Here is a 17,405-nt window from a genome sequence, read left to right as displayed (position 1 = left end):
GTGAGCATATGAATATTATTGTAACTGGTGGTGCTGGGTTTATCGGTGGTAACTTTGTACATATGATGGTAGCTAAGTATCCAGAGGACCATATTATATGCGTTGATGCACTAACCTATGCAGGTAATTTAGAAACGTTAGAACCTGTGAAAGATAAATCTAATTTCTCATTTGTGAAAGCAGATATTGCAGATAGACAGACCGTATATGAAATATTTGAGCAATATAAGCCAGATATAGTTATCAACTTTGCAGCTGAATCTCATGTAGATAGAAGCATTGAGAATCCAGAAGTATTCTTACGTACGAATATTATGGGGACTGCCGTATTAATGGATGCGTGTCGTAAATATGGAATTCAACGTTATCACCAAGTCTCCACAGATGAAGTATATGGTGATTTACCACTAGATCGACCAGATTTATTTTTTACAGAAGATACTCCAATTCATACATCGAGTCCATACTCATCATCTAAAGCATCGGCTGATTTATTAGTATTGGCCTACCATAGAACGTACAGTTTACCTGTAACAATCTCCCGCTGTTCAAATAACTATGGGCCATATCATTTTCCTGAAAAATTGATTCCATTGATGATTATTAATGCTTTCAATAATAAACAATTACCTGTCTATGGGGATGGAAAGAATGTACGTGATTGGTTATATGTAGAAGATCATTGTGAGGCCATTGATTTAATTGTTAGAAAAGGTCGTGTAGGAGAGATTTATAATATTGGTGGTCATAATGAACGTGCTAATATTGACGTAGTAAAAACGATTTTATCTGTATTGGGAAAAGATGAATCGTTAATTACTTATGTTACAGATCGACCAGGTCATGACCAACGTTATGCTATTGATCCTACTAAAATCAATAATGAATTAGGGTGGTTGCCTAAAACATCTTTTGATGAGGGAATAAAGAAAACCATTCAATGGTATATGGACAATCAAAATTGGTGGGAACATATAATTAGTGGGGAATATAAATGTCATGTAATATAGCTATGAATGATAGTATTTATATAAGAGAATTGCTTAAAGATGATATAGAATTTTTACGTATTTTACGAAATAGGAGTGTTAATCGTAAAAATTTTATCTATCAAAAGGAAATTTCTTATGAAAGTCAACAGATATGGTTTAATTCGTATTTAAAAAACTTTCAAGATTATATGTATTCTGTAGTTCGTAAAAGTGATGATAGTATAATTGGTTTTGCTGCTATTTATGATATCAATAATAATGAGGCTGAATTTGGTCGACTTATAGTTGATAAAGATAAATATAATCAACCTGGCTTAGGAAGATTTATTTTAAAATATTTGATTAATATTGCTAGAGATAAATTTCATTTACAAAAGTTAAAGTTAGAAGTTTTTGCTGATAATATTCCAGCACTAAAAATATATGAACAGTGTGGATTTAAAGAATATGATAGAGCTAGTTTAGATAATAGAATTCTTATAAAAATGAAATTATATTTATAGAGGAGTATATAGTTATGACGATTCAAGTATTAAAACCTAAATATCATGTAGAGGAATGTTTAAATGAAATCAGAGAGTGTCTAGAGATTGGTTGGACTGGTCTTGGTTTTAAAACAGTAGAATTTGAAAATAAATGGAAAGAATATACTGGTCATGAGAATGCTCATTTCTTAAATTCTGCTACTGTTGGTTTACATTTAGCAGTAGAGATCTTAAAAAAAGAAAATGGTTGGGAAAATGGTGATGAGATTATAACAACACCAATTACTTTTGTATCTACGAATCATGCTGTTTTATATGAAAAATTAGTACCTCGTTTTGCTGATGTAGATGAATACCTTTGCTTAGATCCTGAAGATGTAAAACGTAAAATTAATGATAAAACTAGAGCTGTTATTTTTGTTGGTTATGGTGGACGTGTTGGTCAATTAGATAAAATTATTGAAATTTGTAAAGAACATAATCTGAAGTTAATACTTGATGCGGCTCATATGGCAGGTACTCGCGTGAATGGACAAATGCCAGGTACCTGGGAGGGGGTAGATGTGGCTGTCTATTCATTTCAAGCTGTTAAAAATCTACCAACAGCTGATAGTGGTATGATTTGTTTCCATAATAAAAAATATGATGAAATTTGCCGCAAATTGACATGGTTAGGTATAAATAAGGATACGTATGCTCGTAATAGTGGTACAAAAGGTTCTTATAAATGGAAATATGATGTAGAATACCTTGGTTATAAAGATCATGGCAATTCTATTATGGCTGCTATTGGATTAGTGGAGATTAAATATTTAGATGAAACAAATGAATATCGTCGTGAATTGGCTAGATGCTATGATGAAATGTTTAAAAATGAGCCTAAAATTCAAATCATTGGTGCACCACATGCTGATGAATGCTCTTATCATATCTATGAAATTGCTGTAGATAATCGAGACGGATTACTTGAATATTTACAAGAAAATGATATTTATCCTGGAGTCCACTATCGTGATAATACAGAGTATGAAATGTATTCTTATGATAATGGTAAATGTCCTAATGCTCATAGAATGTCTAATAGAATTATTACAATGCCACTTCATATGTATTTAACAAAAGATGATGTGAAAATGATTGCTAATAAAGTTATTGAATTTGTGAATAGATAAATAAGGAAATCATGAGTGAGTTAGTAGATAAATACGGGATTACTGAATGGGAAAAAATTTATTTAGACGGAATACGTAAAATTAGAGGAACAAGTAATCCTCCAGAATGGTTATATAAATATTCTAGAAAGAAATATGGATGGAAAGATAATTTAGCTAGATATTGGTTCGATAAATATATAGGAATACCAATAGGAAAATTTACTTATGGATATCGTTCTTTTAAGGAGCGAGAGATGCATTCAATAGGTAGTTTTTGTTCTATTGGTATTGACCAACACCTTGTTCAAAATGGTCATAATATTAATTATATAAGTACTTATGGAGTCTTTCTTGACTATAAGAAAGATATGCCAGATGCGGATAGAAGTATTAGAATTGGTAATGATGTATGGATTGGAGCTCATAGCATTATTAGAAGTGGTGTTACTATCGGTGATGGTGCTGTTATAGGAGCAGGTAGTGTCATAACAAAGAACGTAGCACCATATACAGTTGTTGTTGGTGGTAATCGAGTTATAAAACAACGATTTTCTGACAGTATAGTAGAAACTTTATTGTCCATGAAATGGTGGGAATGGGATGATGATAAAATCTTCGAGAGTATGAAATATTGGAATAATGTTGAGGATTTTATAAAACGATATCAAGTATTTTGAATATTTATTAGATTTTATCGTATCCTTAGCAAAGATAGAATAAATTTTAGGTTTGGGGGCTATTGTGGTTTTTTCATCAACAATATTCTTATTTTTATTTTTGCCTTTAGTATTACTAATCTATTATAATCCGTGGTTTAAAACTATTAATATTAGAAATAAAATTTTGTTATTAGTAAGTTTAATATTTTATGCAGTTGGTGAGCCTAGATTTATTGTACTTTTATTATTGTCGGTTATTATTGGTTGGTATGCTGCACTACAAATTGAAAAGAGTAAGTCTACATCTTTACGAAAATGGCTATTAATAGCGGCTGTTAGTATTCATATTTTAGTTCTATTTATTTTTAAATATTTGGTTTTCACCATAACACAACTTAATAATTTTTTTGGCAGCCATATACCGGTTAGTAATATTATATTACCTTTAGGAATTTCTTTTTTTACTTTTCAAATTTTATCTTATTTATTCGATGTATATAATAAAAAAGTCCACGCACAAAAATCATTATTAAATTTAGCTTTATATATCTCAATGTTTCCACAGTTGGTGGCCGGACCAATTGTTCGATATGACTTAATTGAACAACAAATATTAAATAGAAGAGAATCTATAGATCAAGTAACTGAGGGGATGTTGCAATTCATTTATGGGTTAGCTAAAAAAGTTATAATTGCCGATTATATTGCACAAGTTGCTGATAATATTTTTAATGCAGGATTAGCTATTTCTGTAGGTTCTGCTTGGTTAGGTGCGATTGCATACACATTACAGATTTATTTTGATTTTTCTGGTTACTCAGATATGGCTATTGGATTAGGAAAAATATTTGGGTTTAGATTTGCAGAAAATTTTAATTACCCTTATATTTCTAGGAGTATAACAGAGTTTTGGAGAAGATGGCATATATCATTAGGTTCTTGGTTTAGAGATTATGTATATATTCCGCTTGGTGGAAATCGTGTTTCTGTTTCTAGATGGATACTCAATTTATTAATTGTTTGGAGTTTAACTGGAATTTGGCATGGGGCTAATTATACTTTTTGGTTATGGGGAATGATGTATTTTATTTTGCTTATTTTTGAACATTATATAGATGTTAAAAAATATCTAGGTATATTTTCTCATGTTTATACACTATTTTGGGTTGTTTTAGGATGGGTGTTATTCCGATCAGAATCTCTTAGTAGCGCAGTAAATTACATGGGAATGATGTTTGGACATGGAAGTAATGGACTAACAGATAATATTTTTTATTACTATTTATATAATAGTAGGATAATCTTATTGTTAGGAATTTTATTATCTACACCTATTTATAGGTTAGTCAGTGATAAGTTTTTTTCTAGGAAAAATTTTTTATGGATAGAACCATTTATTGCTATATTAATATTTTTGGTAACATTAGTATTAGTAATAGGATCCTCATATCATCCATTTATTTATTTTAATTTTTAGGGGAATAGTTATGCAGAATAAATATATGTGTAAAGCGATGTTATTTTGTATAGCACTTTTAGTCTTGTTTTTTTTATCTTTTGTGGTTAGGAGTGTTACTACCAAAATATTAGTTCAGAAGTTTCATATGAATAATTTATTCACACAAGTAGTTTTGTATGATAATGAAGAACTACAACAAATTAAAGATAAAAATAAAGATAACTCTCAGAAGATTGATTGGGCAGTATATTATCCATTTACATCCGATAATCCTATAAATGATAAAAGTAAAAATATTGATTTTGTTAAAAATAATGCACAAGGTAAATCATATAGCTCATTTAATAAGACTTTATGGGAGTATTATAGATGGGTAGCTATGTCTAAAGATTTTAAGGAGTTTATTAACTGGAGAGTTTATAGTAGAGGTGCTCAAGCAGAACCAGTTAATTTAAATAATAATTATTGGGTTGAGTTTGATGAAAAACAAGATGTAACAAAACAAGCTTTAGCAATAGTAGAACTTAATAATATTTTGAAAAAAAAGAATATTCACTTTTTATTATTTATGGCTCCTGGTAAAGTTAAGAACAATGATAAGGATATTTCTGGTTTATTAGATTTCTCTAATCAAAATGCAGATGATTTTATATCAATATTAAAGGATAATAATGTAGAGTATATTGATTATCGAAATTTTATAGATGGCTTATCTGATTCTTCTTATCGAGATCTGTTTTATAAGACAGATCATCATTGGAAACCTATAACCGGTATGCATGCTGCAAATAAAGTAAGTCAATATCTAAATCAACATTATGGTTATAATATTGATTTAGATTTAATTAATTTAAATTCATATAATAGAGTCCAGTATAATAAATTCTTTTTAGGAAGTCTTGGTAGGAAGGCCACTTTAGCCGAGGCAACACCAGAAGATTTTTATATGTATTATCCTAAGTTTTATTCAAATTTTCATTATGAAGTACCGGAAGAGAATATAAACATTATAGGTGATTTATCTATTTTATATGATATGAAGAACTTGGAAAAAATTGATTATTATAACTCAAATCCTTATGCCGCATATAATTATGGTGATAAAGCACTAATTCATATTAAGAATAATAATGTAAATGATGGTAAACGATTATTAGTTATAAAGAACTCTTACGCAAATCCTATGACTTTTTTCTTATCAACAGGAGTTGATAAAATAGATATTATTGATTTACGTTTGTTTAATGGTAGTTTACAAAATTATATTGATAAATATAAGCCTGATACAGTTTTATTTGTTGTTCATACGGAATGGTTAACATTATATCGACCAATTTATTCAGATGATCATAATGGTTTTTGGGATTTTAGATAGAAATTATAATTATTAATATATAATGGCTAATTATTTGGTATAGTGGATTTTAATACTGTAAAGTGATTATATAATAACTAAAAGGTGAATGTTTAAAACAGGGAGTTGTATATAGTGGGAATATTGGATATTATCCAATTTGTTTTTAATACAAATGATAAGAATATTGAACTGACACCTTTAAAACAAGGTATGACGAATGACTCATTTATTTTTAGTATTAATAATGAACGATATATTATTAGAGTTCCAGGGGTTAATACAGAAAAAATAATCAATAGATATCAAGAATATGATGTGTACCAAGCTATAAAGGATGAAGAGTTTGTAGAACCTGTTGTCTATATTGATAGAGATAAAGGTTATAAAATTTCAAAATTTATAGAGAATTCTCATACTGTTAATCCAAAAGATTGGAACGAAATTAGTGCGTGTTTAAAGAGATTGAGAGATTTTCACAGTCAATCACATCGTGTAGAGCATTGTTTTGATGTATTTGAGCATATCAATTATTATGAATCATTAATGCCAAATGCAAGTATATACGAGGATTATGGTGATACTAAAAAGAATATAGAGTCTTTAGAGTCTATTATTGAAAATTTAGTAAAAGAGTGGACATTATGCCATATTGATGCGGTATGTGACAATTTTTTAGTTACAGAAAATCAAGATGTATATCTTATAGATTTTGAATATGCTGCCATGCAGGATCCGGATTTAGATTTAGCCATGTTCATCGTCTATTCTTTGTTTGACCGACAAGAGATTGATCGAATTATAGATATATACTTTGAAAATCAAGTAACATCGTTAAAGCGATATAAGATTTACTCTTATATTGCTATGGTAGGCTTATTATGGAGTAATTGGTGCGAAGCAAAACAAGATGAGGATTTATTAAATAGTTCCTATGCTAAGCAGCAGTACAATTATGCGAAAACGTTCTATCAAATTGTATTCGATGAGGCACGAAATTTATCAGAATTTAGTGAATTGGTAGATAACCATGCTTAATGCTATTTTCTCAGGTATATTTTGGGGGGCTGATACTAGTTTATTGGGCTATTACCTTTCAAATTACACCATATATTTTGTAATTCCTTTATTAGTGCCGTTATTTATGACCTGCATTCATGATACGGTTAGTGCCTTTCTTATTAATACTTCTATTGTTGTAACAGGGCAAGTTAGACTTGTTATCAAGGATATTAAGAAAGCAAAATCTAAGTATATATGGTTTGGGTCTTTTCTAGGTGGGCCTATAGGTATGTGCTCATATATTATGGCAGTTCAATATTTGGGACCTTCATTGACAGCTATTATTAGCTCTATTTATCCAGCAGTCGGTCTTTTCTTTGCCTATGTATTTTTGAAAGAACGACGAAGACCATACCAAGTCATTGCTTTGTTTTTGGCCATTGCCTTTATTGTTGCTTTAGGTTTTGTTGATGAAGGACAAACAACTAATAGTATTGTGGGTATTATATTTGCCTTAGTATGTGCTTGTGCCTGGGGCAGTGAAGCTGTTTTGTGCTCTTACGGCATGAAATCTGGTGAAATATCTAATTTAAGTGCTATCTGTATTAGACAAAATTTATCCATGGTCACCTATGGAATACTTTTTGTTTTATATTTTATGTTTATAAATACCGGTGAAAGTATAGCTTTTGATTCTAGTTTTGCTTATGTGGGACTGGCAGCTATATTTGGCTCGGTATCGTATTACTGTTATTATCGAGCGTTGGCGACTATTGGACCAAGTAGAGCTATGGCTTTAAACATTAGTTATACAGCCTTTTCGGCATTATTCTCTTATTTCTTCTTTGATATTACTTTAACCTTACATCAAATCATATTAGGTGTGGGTATAGTAATGAGCGGGTTGATTTCAGCATATGATTTCGAGAAATAAATTTAATGAGTATATAAATCATAAGCAGTATGATTGTATTCAACAACATAAAGTGACAAATGCGATTATATTGGCAGCCGGTAAATCGAAACGGTTTAAACCTATTAGCGATTATTGTCCAAAGGGACTAAGTATCGTTAAGGGCGAAGTTCTTGTGGAGCGACAGATTAAACAATTACAGGCTGTTGGTATATCTGATATTACTCTTGTGGTGGGTTATAAAAAAGAAATGTTCTTTTACTTAGCAGATAAATACAATGTGAAAATTGTTGTAAATGAACAGTATGATACACAAGATAATGTTTCATCATTACGGTTAGTTTTAGATCAACTAGACAATACCTATATTTGCTCTGTAGATAATTACTACCCAGAAAACTTGTTTAATACCTATGAATATCGAGGCTTTTACTCGACCATATATGTAGAAAATAATTCCGATGAATGGGTTGTAAGGACCGATGAAGCTGGGCTTATAAACGATGTAAATATAGGGGCTCCTAGTGGTCACATCATGCTTGGTTTTGTCTATTTTGATAGGGAATTTAGTGAGAACTTTAGACGAGTCATTCACGATGTAGAAGGTATAGATGAATATAATCATCATGTGTGGGAATACCTATATATGAAATATCTTGATACGCTAAAGTTAGAAATTAAAGAATTTGATACGAATAGCATCTTAGAATTTGATACCATAGACGATGCTATTAACTTTGATGAGTCATTTTTAAGAAATAATACGAATGATAAATTTGATTAATAGTTTAATATTTTGTATGGTTAATAGGGACTGCAATATAATGTGCAGTCCCTATTTTGGTCTCAATATTATATCTTGAATTTTATAATAATAAACATCTACATATTATATATAATTTATATTTTATTTGTTATTATTGTATACTAAGATGTATGGATAAAATATTTACGTTCTCAGTAGATTATATAAAATGATAACTATCATCAGAGGTAAAATATGCTTGAGTCACTACTAATAGGATTACAACAGGATTTAAAAATCTTTATATGGGCACCTATAATCAGTGCTATCTTTCGATTTATTTTTATTAAACTATATGGACCCTCATATCATTGGAATGTGGATAAGAAAAAACTAGTTAAAACCTTTAGTTATGGATTTTGGTGGGGACTCGATTTTCATGCTTATGTATTATTAGTTTCCTTTTTAGTTATCTCTTTACCGGGTGCATTTATATCCTCTTATTTTGCAGTGGGAGATATAGTAAGAACTATACTTTTAACATTATATCTAATGGTACTATATGCTGCATTTATGGGAAAATTAATATATTATTATCATTTTAAAGATACTTACAATGAATTAGTTCGTTTGGGTGGTAATGCTGATAAAAAGAATCTACTAGATATATTTTTTAATGAAAATCATGGGTTATGGATTTTACTTGGTTTTATTCCCTTTGCAGTAATTACGTCTTTAGGAATTTATGCCACCTTATTAACACCTGTATTGTTGATACCTACATTACCATTTGTAGGACAAGTAGTGGGAATAATTATATCAGTTATTCTTACGGTAGTGGTTTTCTATTGGTTACGTTATGGTGGTACATTGAATCATCGTAATAAACCGGAGTGGGATTTTGTACCAGCTATTATTAAAAATGATATATTTTTAGCTAAAGCCGTTATTGATGATTTGATTGCATTAGAATTAGTGCATAAACATAATGTTAATGAAGTATTGAATCATGATGATGATACAGCTATCAAAAATTTATGTGTTATTCCAGAATTTAAAGACGTAAAGATAGGAGTAAATCCATTAGAGCTTTTACGAAAAAAAGCTGAAGGCCCGAAAATTTCTAAGCCTAAGCATATTTTTATTCTTGTTGGTGAAAGTCTTACACAATCTGTGACGGATGATATTTATTCAGAATATCATATTGCCGATGCAGGAAAGCAGTTTAAAGCCCAAAAGAATACTATTTCTATGGAGAATTTTTTGCCTGCAGGTATGATTTCTCAACCGGCTATTACAAGTCTCATTTCAGGGATTTATGATTCTAATTTAGAAATTAATGAGAAAACACAATTTTGGGAACATACTATAATTACTTCTCTGCCAGAACAAATTAAGAAGTTGGGGTATAAAACTAAACTTTGGTATGGAGGTAATATTTCTTGGGCTAGCTTAGGTTTATTTGCTCCATCAATGGGCTTTGATGAATGTATCGGTGGCCCAGATATTTGTGGTGAAGATGCACCTGCCACATGGTTAGGTGTGTATGATCATTTATTTCTAGATGAGGTAAAAAAACGTATATTGGAAGCTGATGATGAGCCAACTATGCATTTTATTTATACAACATCTAATCACTCACCTAGCACAATTCCTATTGAAAGATATGGATGGGATTCGGATACGATTTTTGGGAATATTCCTAAAGAGGTAAGAGATAATAAGAGTAAAGTAGCATCTTTGGGCACTTATTGGTATGCAGAACAGGCTTTATTCCGTTTTGTTGATGCTATGAAAGCACATTTTGAAGATAGTCTTATAATAGTCACAGGTGATCATTCCTGTGGCATTGCGGACTCTCTGCTTTCATATAGAAAGCAAACTATTAGAGAATCATTTTGTACATACTTTGCCATGTATCATAAAGATATTGATGCTAACTGGATTAATAAAAATAGTATTGGTGATCATATGCAAATTATGCCTACTATTTTTGAACTTATAGCACCAAAAGATTTTGAATATTATTCTTTAATGCCTTCCTTATTTGAAACGCAAGAACGCATTGTAACTCCGTACCATTGGATGACACAATCTGAAATCGGTTTTTATGGTAACTATACAGCACAGGATATTAACTGGAGAGATTCTAAACAGCAAGATTCGCCTATAACACATATAGAACGTCATGATTTTGAAGAGATAAAACAAGCTTATGTTGAGTTGACTTCATGGGTTGTGCGACATCCAGAAATATTAAAATGTTAAATATAAAATTTTAAGACCACCATCATGTAGATTTTAGCAACTGACAATTGTTATAGAGAAGTTTCCTTTGATGAGTATTTGATAAACGACAACTAGATTTGTTTATACCAGAAGATCAAATTAAACTAGCCTCCTTTGTATTAAGTTATGGTAAATCTAACAATCATAGCATTAGTGAAAAGGATGCAAAAGTACTTATAGAGAATTGGAAAAATAATGTTTAATTAGTATTTATAAGAGTAGGTAAACATTATTATAAATCATCTACTATACAATAATCACGTTAATGCAACTCTGGGTCAATATAATTCTTAAATACAAGTTGGTGATACAGTGCTAATAGATTTTGCTTTCAAAAATATTCGATCATTCAAAGATGAGGCTACCTTTTCTATGGAGGTTGGTGAAGGTGTAACCGATTATACTAAAGAAAATACTATTTCATCAGATAATATAGAGGTTGTTAAATCATCATTTATATTTGGTGGTAATGCATCTGGAAAATCCAATGTGATTAGAGCTTTTCAACTACTTACAGATACTATTGTTCATGGCACATCTTCTGAGTTAGAGTCATTACCTATTGATACTTTTGAAAATGAAGTAGGTAATACATATTTCAAAATTCGATTTATCAAAAATGGAAACTTATATTGTTATGAATTAAATTATGATGCTCATAATATTAATGAAGAGCGTTTAGTTATGAATGATAATATCATTATTAAAAGAACTATTGATGACATCTTTATGCCGTCATCAATAAAGGGCTTAAAGGGTGTATTAATAGCTAATCAGCCTTTACTATACTTTGCTCAAAGTAATAATGTTTCAGAAGCTAAAGAGGCATATGAATGGTTTGCACAAGATATTCTTGTACTTAGTTTAAGGAATACTGATTTATGTAACCAGGAACTATTTAAGCTTTTATATACTAATTCTAATTTAAAAGATAAAGTATTGTATTTTTTGAAGGCTGCAGATTTCCATATAAAAGATATTAAAATACAAGAAACTTTCATGCCTATACAAGAAAATAATCAAAATTTAGAATCTAGATTATTGCTTCAATTTGAATATAAATGTAAAGATGGAGGCAGATTTACTATTGATTATGAAGCAGAAAGTATTAGTACACGGATATTCTTGTTTTTAGCAACGATAATTTTGGACAATTATCATAATTCTAAGCTATTTTTAATTGATGATTTTGATTGTTTTTTACATCCTAAATTAGTCACTATGCTATTACGTATTTTTAATGAATGGAATGATACAGGTACGCAACTAATTGCAACTACACATAATACAAATATACTGGATGCCCCTGTAAGAACCGACCAAGTTTGGTTTGTAGATAAGAGTTATTATGGTGTATCTACTCTAGATAGTGCTTTTGACTACAATGAGTTAAGTATTAAGGGGATTAAAAAGAACTATCAAGATGGTTTATATGGGGCTGATCAAATTATTAATGATTCGATGATAAAAGATATTTTATTATGTTAATAATAAAAAATGAATGAAAATTTCATGAATATTTAAATGATATTTAATCTCTATATGATACAATATACGTATATCTTGTAAAGGTATACGTATTATTTGTATGGAAACATGGACACATAGGGATAAGCGTATTGCTTTGCAAGATTGTATAGTAATTGTTTTTAGTGTAAAGAAGAGGTATTGTATTATGAAAAAACAATTCGCAGCAATCTTTGCAGCAACAGCAGTTTTGGGTGTAACTACTGCATTCGCAGCTAACCCATTCTCCGATGTAACTCCTGATTCTTGGGCATACCAAGCTGTATCTCAATTAGCAGCAGCTGGCATCGTTAATGGTTACCCAGATGGTACTTTCAAAGGCCAAAACGATATCACTCGTTACGAAATGGCTCAAATGGTAGCTAAAGCTATGGCTAACCAAGACCGTGCTAACGCTGAACAACAAGCTATGATTAACCGTTTGGCTGATGAATTCTCCAACGAATTGAACAACTTAGGCGTTCGTGTTGGTCGTTTAGAAGACCGCCTTGGTAATGTGAAAGTAACTGGCGATATGCGTCTTCGTTATCTTGGCGCTCAAGAAAAAAATGGTCATTATGTAACTACTGATGGTGATTACAGCAAACATTCCAAATTTGACGCTCGTGCACGTGTTCAATTCAACGCAAAAGTAAATGACCGCACAGAAGCTGTTGTTCGTATGACTTCTGGCGATTTTGAATTGGGTGATGCTAGTAGCACTGCATCTACTTCCATCGATCGCGCTTATGTGAACCATAAATTTGGTGAACGCGTATCCGTTAAAGCTGGTCGTTTCGATCAAACTATCGGCAATGGCTTGATTTATGATGATGCATTCGATGGCGCTCAATTCAACGCAGGTAATGACAAAGTTCAATTCCAAGCTGCTTACGGTTATGCAGTAGCAGGCGCTGCTGAAGGTCAAACTCAATTAGAAAATAATACATTTACATATGCAAGCATCAAAGGTGATTTGAATAAACATGTTAACCTTGGTGGTTTCTATGCACGCAATAATAAACATAAATCTGATAATACAGATTTCAAAAACTTGTATGGCTTCAGCACAGATGTAAACTTTGATAAAGTTTGGGTTGGTGGCGAATACGTTAAAGGTGCTGGCATGACTAAAGGTTCTGCATGGACAGCAGGTATCGGTTATGGCGCATATGACCAAGCTAAACAAGGTACTTGGGATGTAAAAGCTCAATACTTCAACTTTGGTGAAAACCTAGGTGCTGTATCCTCTACATGGGATATTGCTTATGATTTCGGTCAAAAACCTGCATTCCATGGCTTCAAAGGCTGGTTGGCAACTGCTAACTATGCATTGCAAGACAATGTTGGTTTGACTGCATACTATGGCTTCAACAACAAAACAAATAAAGCAACAGGTACTAACGATAAATTATCCAACTACTACCGTGTTGACCTTAACTACCAATTCTAATCTCGTAGATGAGTGTAGTTTAAGTACATGTACAAAGATGGCGAAACGCATGTTTCGCCATCTTTTTTTTATGTAATACTTACTTAAAAATGAAAATAATATGAACATTTTATTCTCTGCTTATCGATTATTTATCTCTCATTGTTATACTAGAAAGGAATATTATGGTTGTATGATGTGTATATAAGGTGAACGAGGGTACTTATATACTGATTCATGCGACTATAGCATGTATAATATATAGTTTTTTATAGTAGAGAGGTATTTTTATGAAATATCAATTGTCTGCTGTGTTGGCGGCAACGGCTGTATTAGGTGTAACGACTGCATTCGCAGCGAATCCATTTTCTGATGTAACGCCAGATTCTTGGGCGTATCAATCCGTATCCCAATTGGCTAGTGCAGGCATTATTAATGGCTATCCAGATGGGACTTTCAAAGGCCAAAAAGATATTACCCGTTTTGAAATGGCTCAAATGATTGCGAAGGCCATGGCTAATCAGGACCGCGCTAATGCGGAACAACAAGCGATGATTAATCGTTTAGCCGATGAATTTTCCAATGAATTGAATAATTTGGGCGTTAGCGTGGCTCGTTTAGAGGACCGCACGGGTAATGTGAAAGTTTCCGGTGATGTGCAGTTCTTATTGCGTCGTTCCTTTACGAAAAATGGCGTGTTGATAGGGCAAGGCGGTCAATATTACAAGCCATCTAAATTTGATGTTCGTGGTCGTGTGCAATTTAATGCAAAGGTAAATGACCGCACCGATGTAGTAGCTCGCTTTAGAACCTATCAAATGGAATTTGGCGACGGCGATGGATACTTCTCCGCTCTTACCATCGATCGTGGCTATGTAAATCATCAATTTGGTAACCATACATCTGTGAAGGTAGGCCGTTTTAATCAAGTCATCGGCAATGGTTTATTGTATGATGATACCTTCGATGGTATTCAATTCAACACGGGGAATGATAGAGTGCAACTTCAATTAGCTCATGGCTATGCGACGGCAGAGAATAATGAAAATCGTTTCTTGCCAGAGCGGGATCAATATAATTATGCAGGCCTCAAAGGTACATTGAATAAGCATATCGATGTAGGTGCGTTTTACTCTCGCCACAGAAGAGATAAAACCGGTTATTATAGTACATACGGTAATTTGTATGGTGTAAGCACGGATATGAATTTTAATAAACTTTGGGTTGGCGGTGAATGGGTGAAAGCGGTTGGTACCGCACATAGTCATGCTTGGACTGCTGGTATCGGTTATGGTAATTACAACGCCGCAAAAAAAGGCACCTGGGATGTAAAGGCACAATACTTTAGCTTTGATCAAAACTTAGCGCCTTATGGATCCAAATGGAACTTCCCATTTGATGGCAATAATTACCATTGGGATTATAATGCAACACCACCATCTGTCATGCATACATTCCGTGGATTTAGAGGCTGGATGGCCACCGTGGACTATGCATTGCAAGACAATGTGAGCCTCAATGCATACTATGGATTCAAGAATAGAACACATCGCATCGATGGTTCCCTTAATGAATACTTACCAAACTACTACCGCGTAGAGCTAAATTACCAATTCTAGTCCTATGAAAATCCAATGAACTTTACACTAAAATATAAAATATTTGTTATAGTATGTTATACTTATGTTATATTCTGTATATAACGGTTATCACTTATAAGGGGTTAGGGCGATACGTGTTAGTAGGGCCGAATTGCAGATGTGTATGTTTCTTTTTTGGAGAGAGGTATAGTTATGAAAAAACAATTTGCCGCTATCTTTGCAGCAACAGCTGTGTTGGGTGTAACAACTGCGTTTGCAGCGAACCCATTTTCCGATGTAACCCCTGATTCTTGGGCCTACCAAGCCGTGTCTCAATTGGCTAGCACTGGCATCATCACTGGCTATCCAGATGGGACTTTCAGAGGCGAAAATGGCATTACTCGTTTCCAAGTGGCACAAATGGTGGCAAAGGCGCTTGCTAATCAAGATCGTGCGAATGCGGAACAACAAGCCTTGATTAACCGTTTGGCTGATGAATTCTCTAACGAATTAAATAACTTGGGCGTTCGCGTGGCTCGTTTAGAGGACCGCGTAGGTAATGTGAAAGTAACCGGCGATATGCGTCTTCGTTATCTTGGTTCCCAAAAGAAAGATGGTAACTATGTAAACGCTGTGGGCGATTACAGCAAAGGTTCCCAATTCGACGCGCGTGCTCGCATTCAATTCAATGCGAAGGTCAATGACCGCACAGACGCTGTCATTCGCGTAACTTCTGGGGACTTTGAATTTGGCGATGCGACTAATGGTGGCAATGCAACGGCTACTATCGATCGCGCTTATGTAAATCACAAATTTGGTGAACGCGTGTCTGTGAAAGCTGGTCGCTTTGACCAAATGCTCGGCAACGGTTTGATTTACGATGATACATTCGACGGCGTTCAATTCAACGCAGGCAACGACAAAGTTCAATTCCAAGCAGCCTACGGCTATGCTGTGGCAGGCGCTTTTGACGGTTTAACTAAGAAATCCAACAAAACTTTCGCCTATGCAGGCCTTAAAGGTCAACTTAATAAACATGTAAACCTTGGCGGCTTCTATGCTCGTAGAAATGCGCACAAATCTAGTGGTGACGCACTTAGAAACATGTATGGCTTCAGCACAGACATGAACTTTGATAAAGTTTGGGTTGGTGGCGAATGGGTGAAAGCTGCTGGCGTTTCTCACGGTTCTGCATGGACAGCTGGCCTTGGCTATGGCGACTACGACCAAGCAAAACGCGGTTCTTGGGACGTAAAAGCACAATACTTCAACTTTGGCCAAAACTTAGGCGCTGCATCCTCCACATGGGACATTGCATACGATACAACTAATACCGCATGGATGGCTACACCAGCTGGTACAATTAGTGCAATGAACTACCAAGGCTTCAAAGGCTGGTTACTAACTGCTGACTACGCACTACAAAAGAACGTGGGCTTAACAGCATATTATGGCTTCAACAACAAAACAAACAAGGCTATTGGCGATAATGAAAAACTTTCCAACTACTACCGCGTAGACCTTAACTACCAATTCTAATATGATGATTGGTATCGTTCATAACTAAAACAATCCCCTTGATGAGTATCTCGGTACTTATCAAGGGGATTTTAAATTAGAACACGCCTGTAGTAATTAGCAAGACGAGCCTGATATAGTGTCTCTAGAAATAGAACAGGCGTGTTCTAATTTGTAAGATAGTCTGATATAGTGTCTCTAGAAATAGAACAGGTGTGTTCTAATTTGTAAGATAGCCTGATATGGTCTCTCCAGAAATAGAACAGGCCTGTTCTAATTTTTAGGAGAGGTATTAAAGGGTCCAGGCAATACTACAG

Annotated in this window: 14 protein-coding genes; all 14 read left to right on the top strand. The window is 33.1% G+C overall.

Going from position 1 to position 17,405, the window contains the following annotated elements:
- The first annotated feature begins 8 nt into the window (after nucleotides 1-8).
- The 14 genes from rfbB (at nucleotide 9) to RYP29_RS04015 (ending at nucleotide 17,109) form a co-directional block, all read left to right on the top strand.
- Nucleotides 9-1,010: a dTDP-glucose 4,6-dehydratase gene (gene rfbB / locus RYP29_RS04080; protein ID WP_311532396.1), complete on the top strand. Its 1,002-nt coding sequence runs from the start codon at nucleotides 9-11 to the stop codon at nucleotides 1,008-1,010.
- Complete coding sequence (locus RYP29_RS04075) at nucleotides 995-1,495, top strand: GNAT family protein (protein WP_311532398.1); 501 nt, start codon at nucleotides 995-997, stop codon at nucleotides 1,493-1,495. The genes rfbB and RYP29_RS04075 overlap by 16 nt, the downstream gene beginning before the upstream one ends.
- 14 nt (nucleotides 1,496-1,509) lie before the next feature.
- Nucleotides 1,510-2,649, top strand: a complete 1,140-nt coding sequence (locus RYP29_RS04070) for a DegT/DnrJ/EryC1/StrS family aminotransferase (RefSeq protein WP_311532399.1) — start codon at nucleotides 1,510-1,512, stop codon at nucleotides 2,647-2,649.
- An 11-nt stretch (nucleotides 2,650-2,660) separates the two neighbouring features.
- Nucleotides 2,661-3,308 carry a CatB-related O-acetyltransferase gene (locus RYP29_RS04065; RefSeq protein ID WP_311532401.1) on the top strand — a complete coding sequence of 216 codons (648 nt, stop codon included), beginning with the start codon at nucleotides 2,661-2,663 and terminating at the stop codon, nucleotides 3,306-3,308.
- 64 nt (nucleotides 3,309-3,372) lie between these two features.
- Nucleotides 3,373-4,767, top strand: a complete 1,395-nt coding sequence (locus tag RYP29_RS04060; RefSeq protein ID WP_311532403.1) for an MBOAT family O-acyltransferase — start codon at nucleotides 3,373-3,375, stop codon at nucleotides 4,765-4,767.
- 127 nt (nucleotides 4,768-4,894) lie between these two features.
- Nucleotides 4,895-6,124: a DHHW family protein gene (locus RYP29_RS04055; RefSeq protein ID WP_311532404.1), complete on the top strand. Its 1,230-nt coding sequence runs from the start codon at nucleotides 4,895-4,897 to the stop codon at nucleotides 6,122-6,124.
- 114 nt (nucleotides 6,125-6,238) lie between these two features.
- A complete protein-coding gene (locus RYP29_RS04050; RefSeq protein ID WP_311532405.1) occupies nucleotides 6,239-7,141 on the top strand; it encodes a choline/ethanolamine kinase family protein in 903 nt (300 codons plus the stop codon).
- Entirely contained in the window at nucleotides 7,134-8,039 is a 906-nt protein-coding gene (locus tag RYP29_RS04045; RefSeq protein ID WP_311532406.1) for a DMT family transporter, read from the top strand. Before RYP29_RS04050 ends, RYP29_RS04045 begins: the two co-directional genes overlap by 8 nt.
- Entirely contained in the window at nucleotides 8,023-8,802 is a 780-nt protein-coding gene (locus RYP29_RS04040) for an NTP transferase domain-containing protein (RefSeq protein WP_311532407.1), read from the top strand. The genes RYP29_RS04045 and RYP29_RS04040 overlap by 17 nt, the downstream gene beginning before the upstream one ends.
- A gap of 216 nt (nucleotides 8,803-9,018) precedes the next feature.
- On the top strand, nucleotides 9,019-11,031 hold the full coding sequence (locus RYP29_RS04035; RefSeq protein ID WP_311532408.1) for a sulfatase-like hydrolase/transferase: 2,013 nt from the start codon (nucleotides 9,019-9,021) through the stop codon (nucleotides 11,029-11,031).
- A gap of 393 nt (nucleotides 11,032-11,424) precedes the next feature.
- Nucleotides 11,425-12,540, top strand: a complete 1,116-nt coding sequence (locus RYP29_RS04030; RefSeq protein ID WP_311532409.1) for an ATP-binding protein — start codon at nucleotides 11,425-11,427, stop codon at nucleotides 12,538-12,540.
- Nucleotides 12,541-12,727: 187 nt separating this feature from the next.
- Complete coding sequence (locus RYP29_RS04025; RefSeq protein WP_311532411.1) at nucleotides 12,728-14,011, top strand: S-layer homology domain-containing protein; 1,284 nt, start codon at nucleotides 12,728-12,730, stop codon at nucleotides 14,009-14,011.
- 269 nt (nucleotides 14,012-14,280) lie between these two features.
- Complete coding sequence (locus RYP29_RS04020) at nucleotides 14,281-15,609, top strand: S-layer homology domain-containing protein (protein WP_311532412.1); 1,329 nt, start codon at nucleotides 14,281-14,283, stop codon at nucleotides 15,607-15,609.
- A gap of 174 nt (nucleotides 15,610-15,783) precedes the next feature.
- Entirely contained in the window at nucleotides 15,784-17,109 is a 1,326-nt protein-coding gene (locus RYP29_RS04015; protein WP_311532414.1) for an S-layer homology domain-containing protein, read from the top strand.
- The last annotated feature ends 296 nt before the right edge of the window (nucleotides 17,110-17,405 follow it).

It is taken from the genome of uncultured Veillonella sp. (genome assembly GCF_963534045.1).
Classification (GTDB): domain Bacteria; phylum Bacillota; class Negativicutes; order Veillonellales; family Veillonellaceae; genus Veillonella.
The sequence above is the reverse complement of the archived record's forward strand: the minus strand, read 5'-3'. Positions and strand labels throughout refer to the sequence as shown.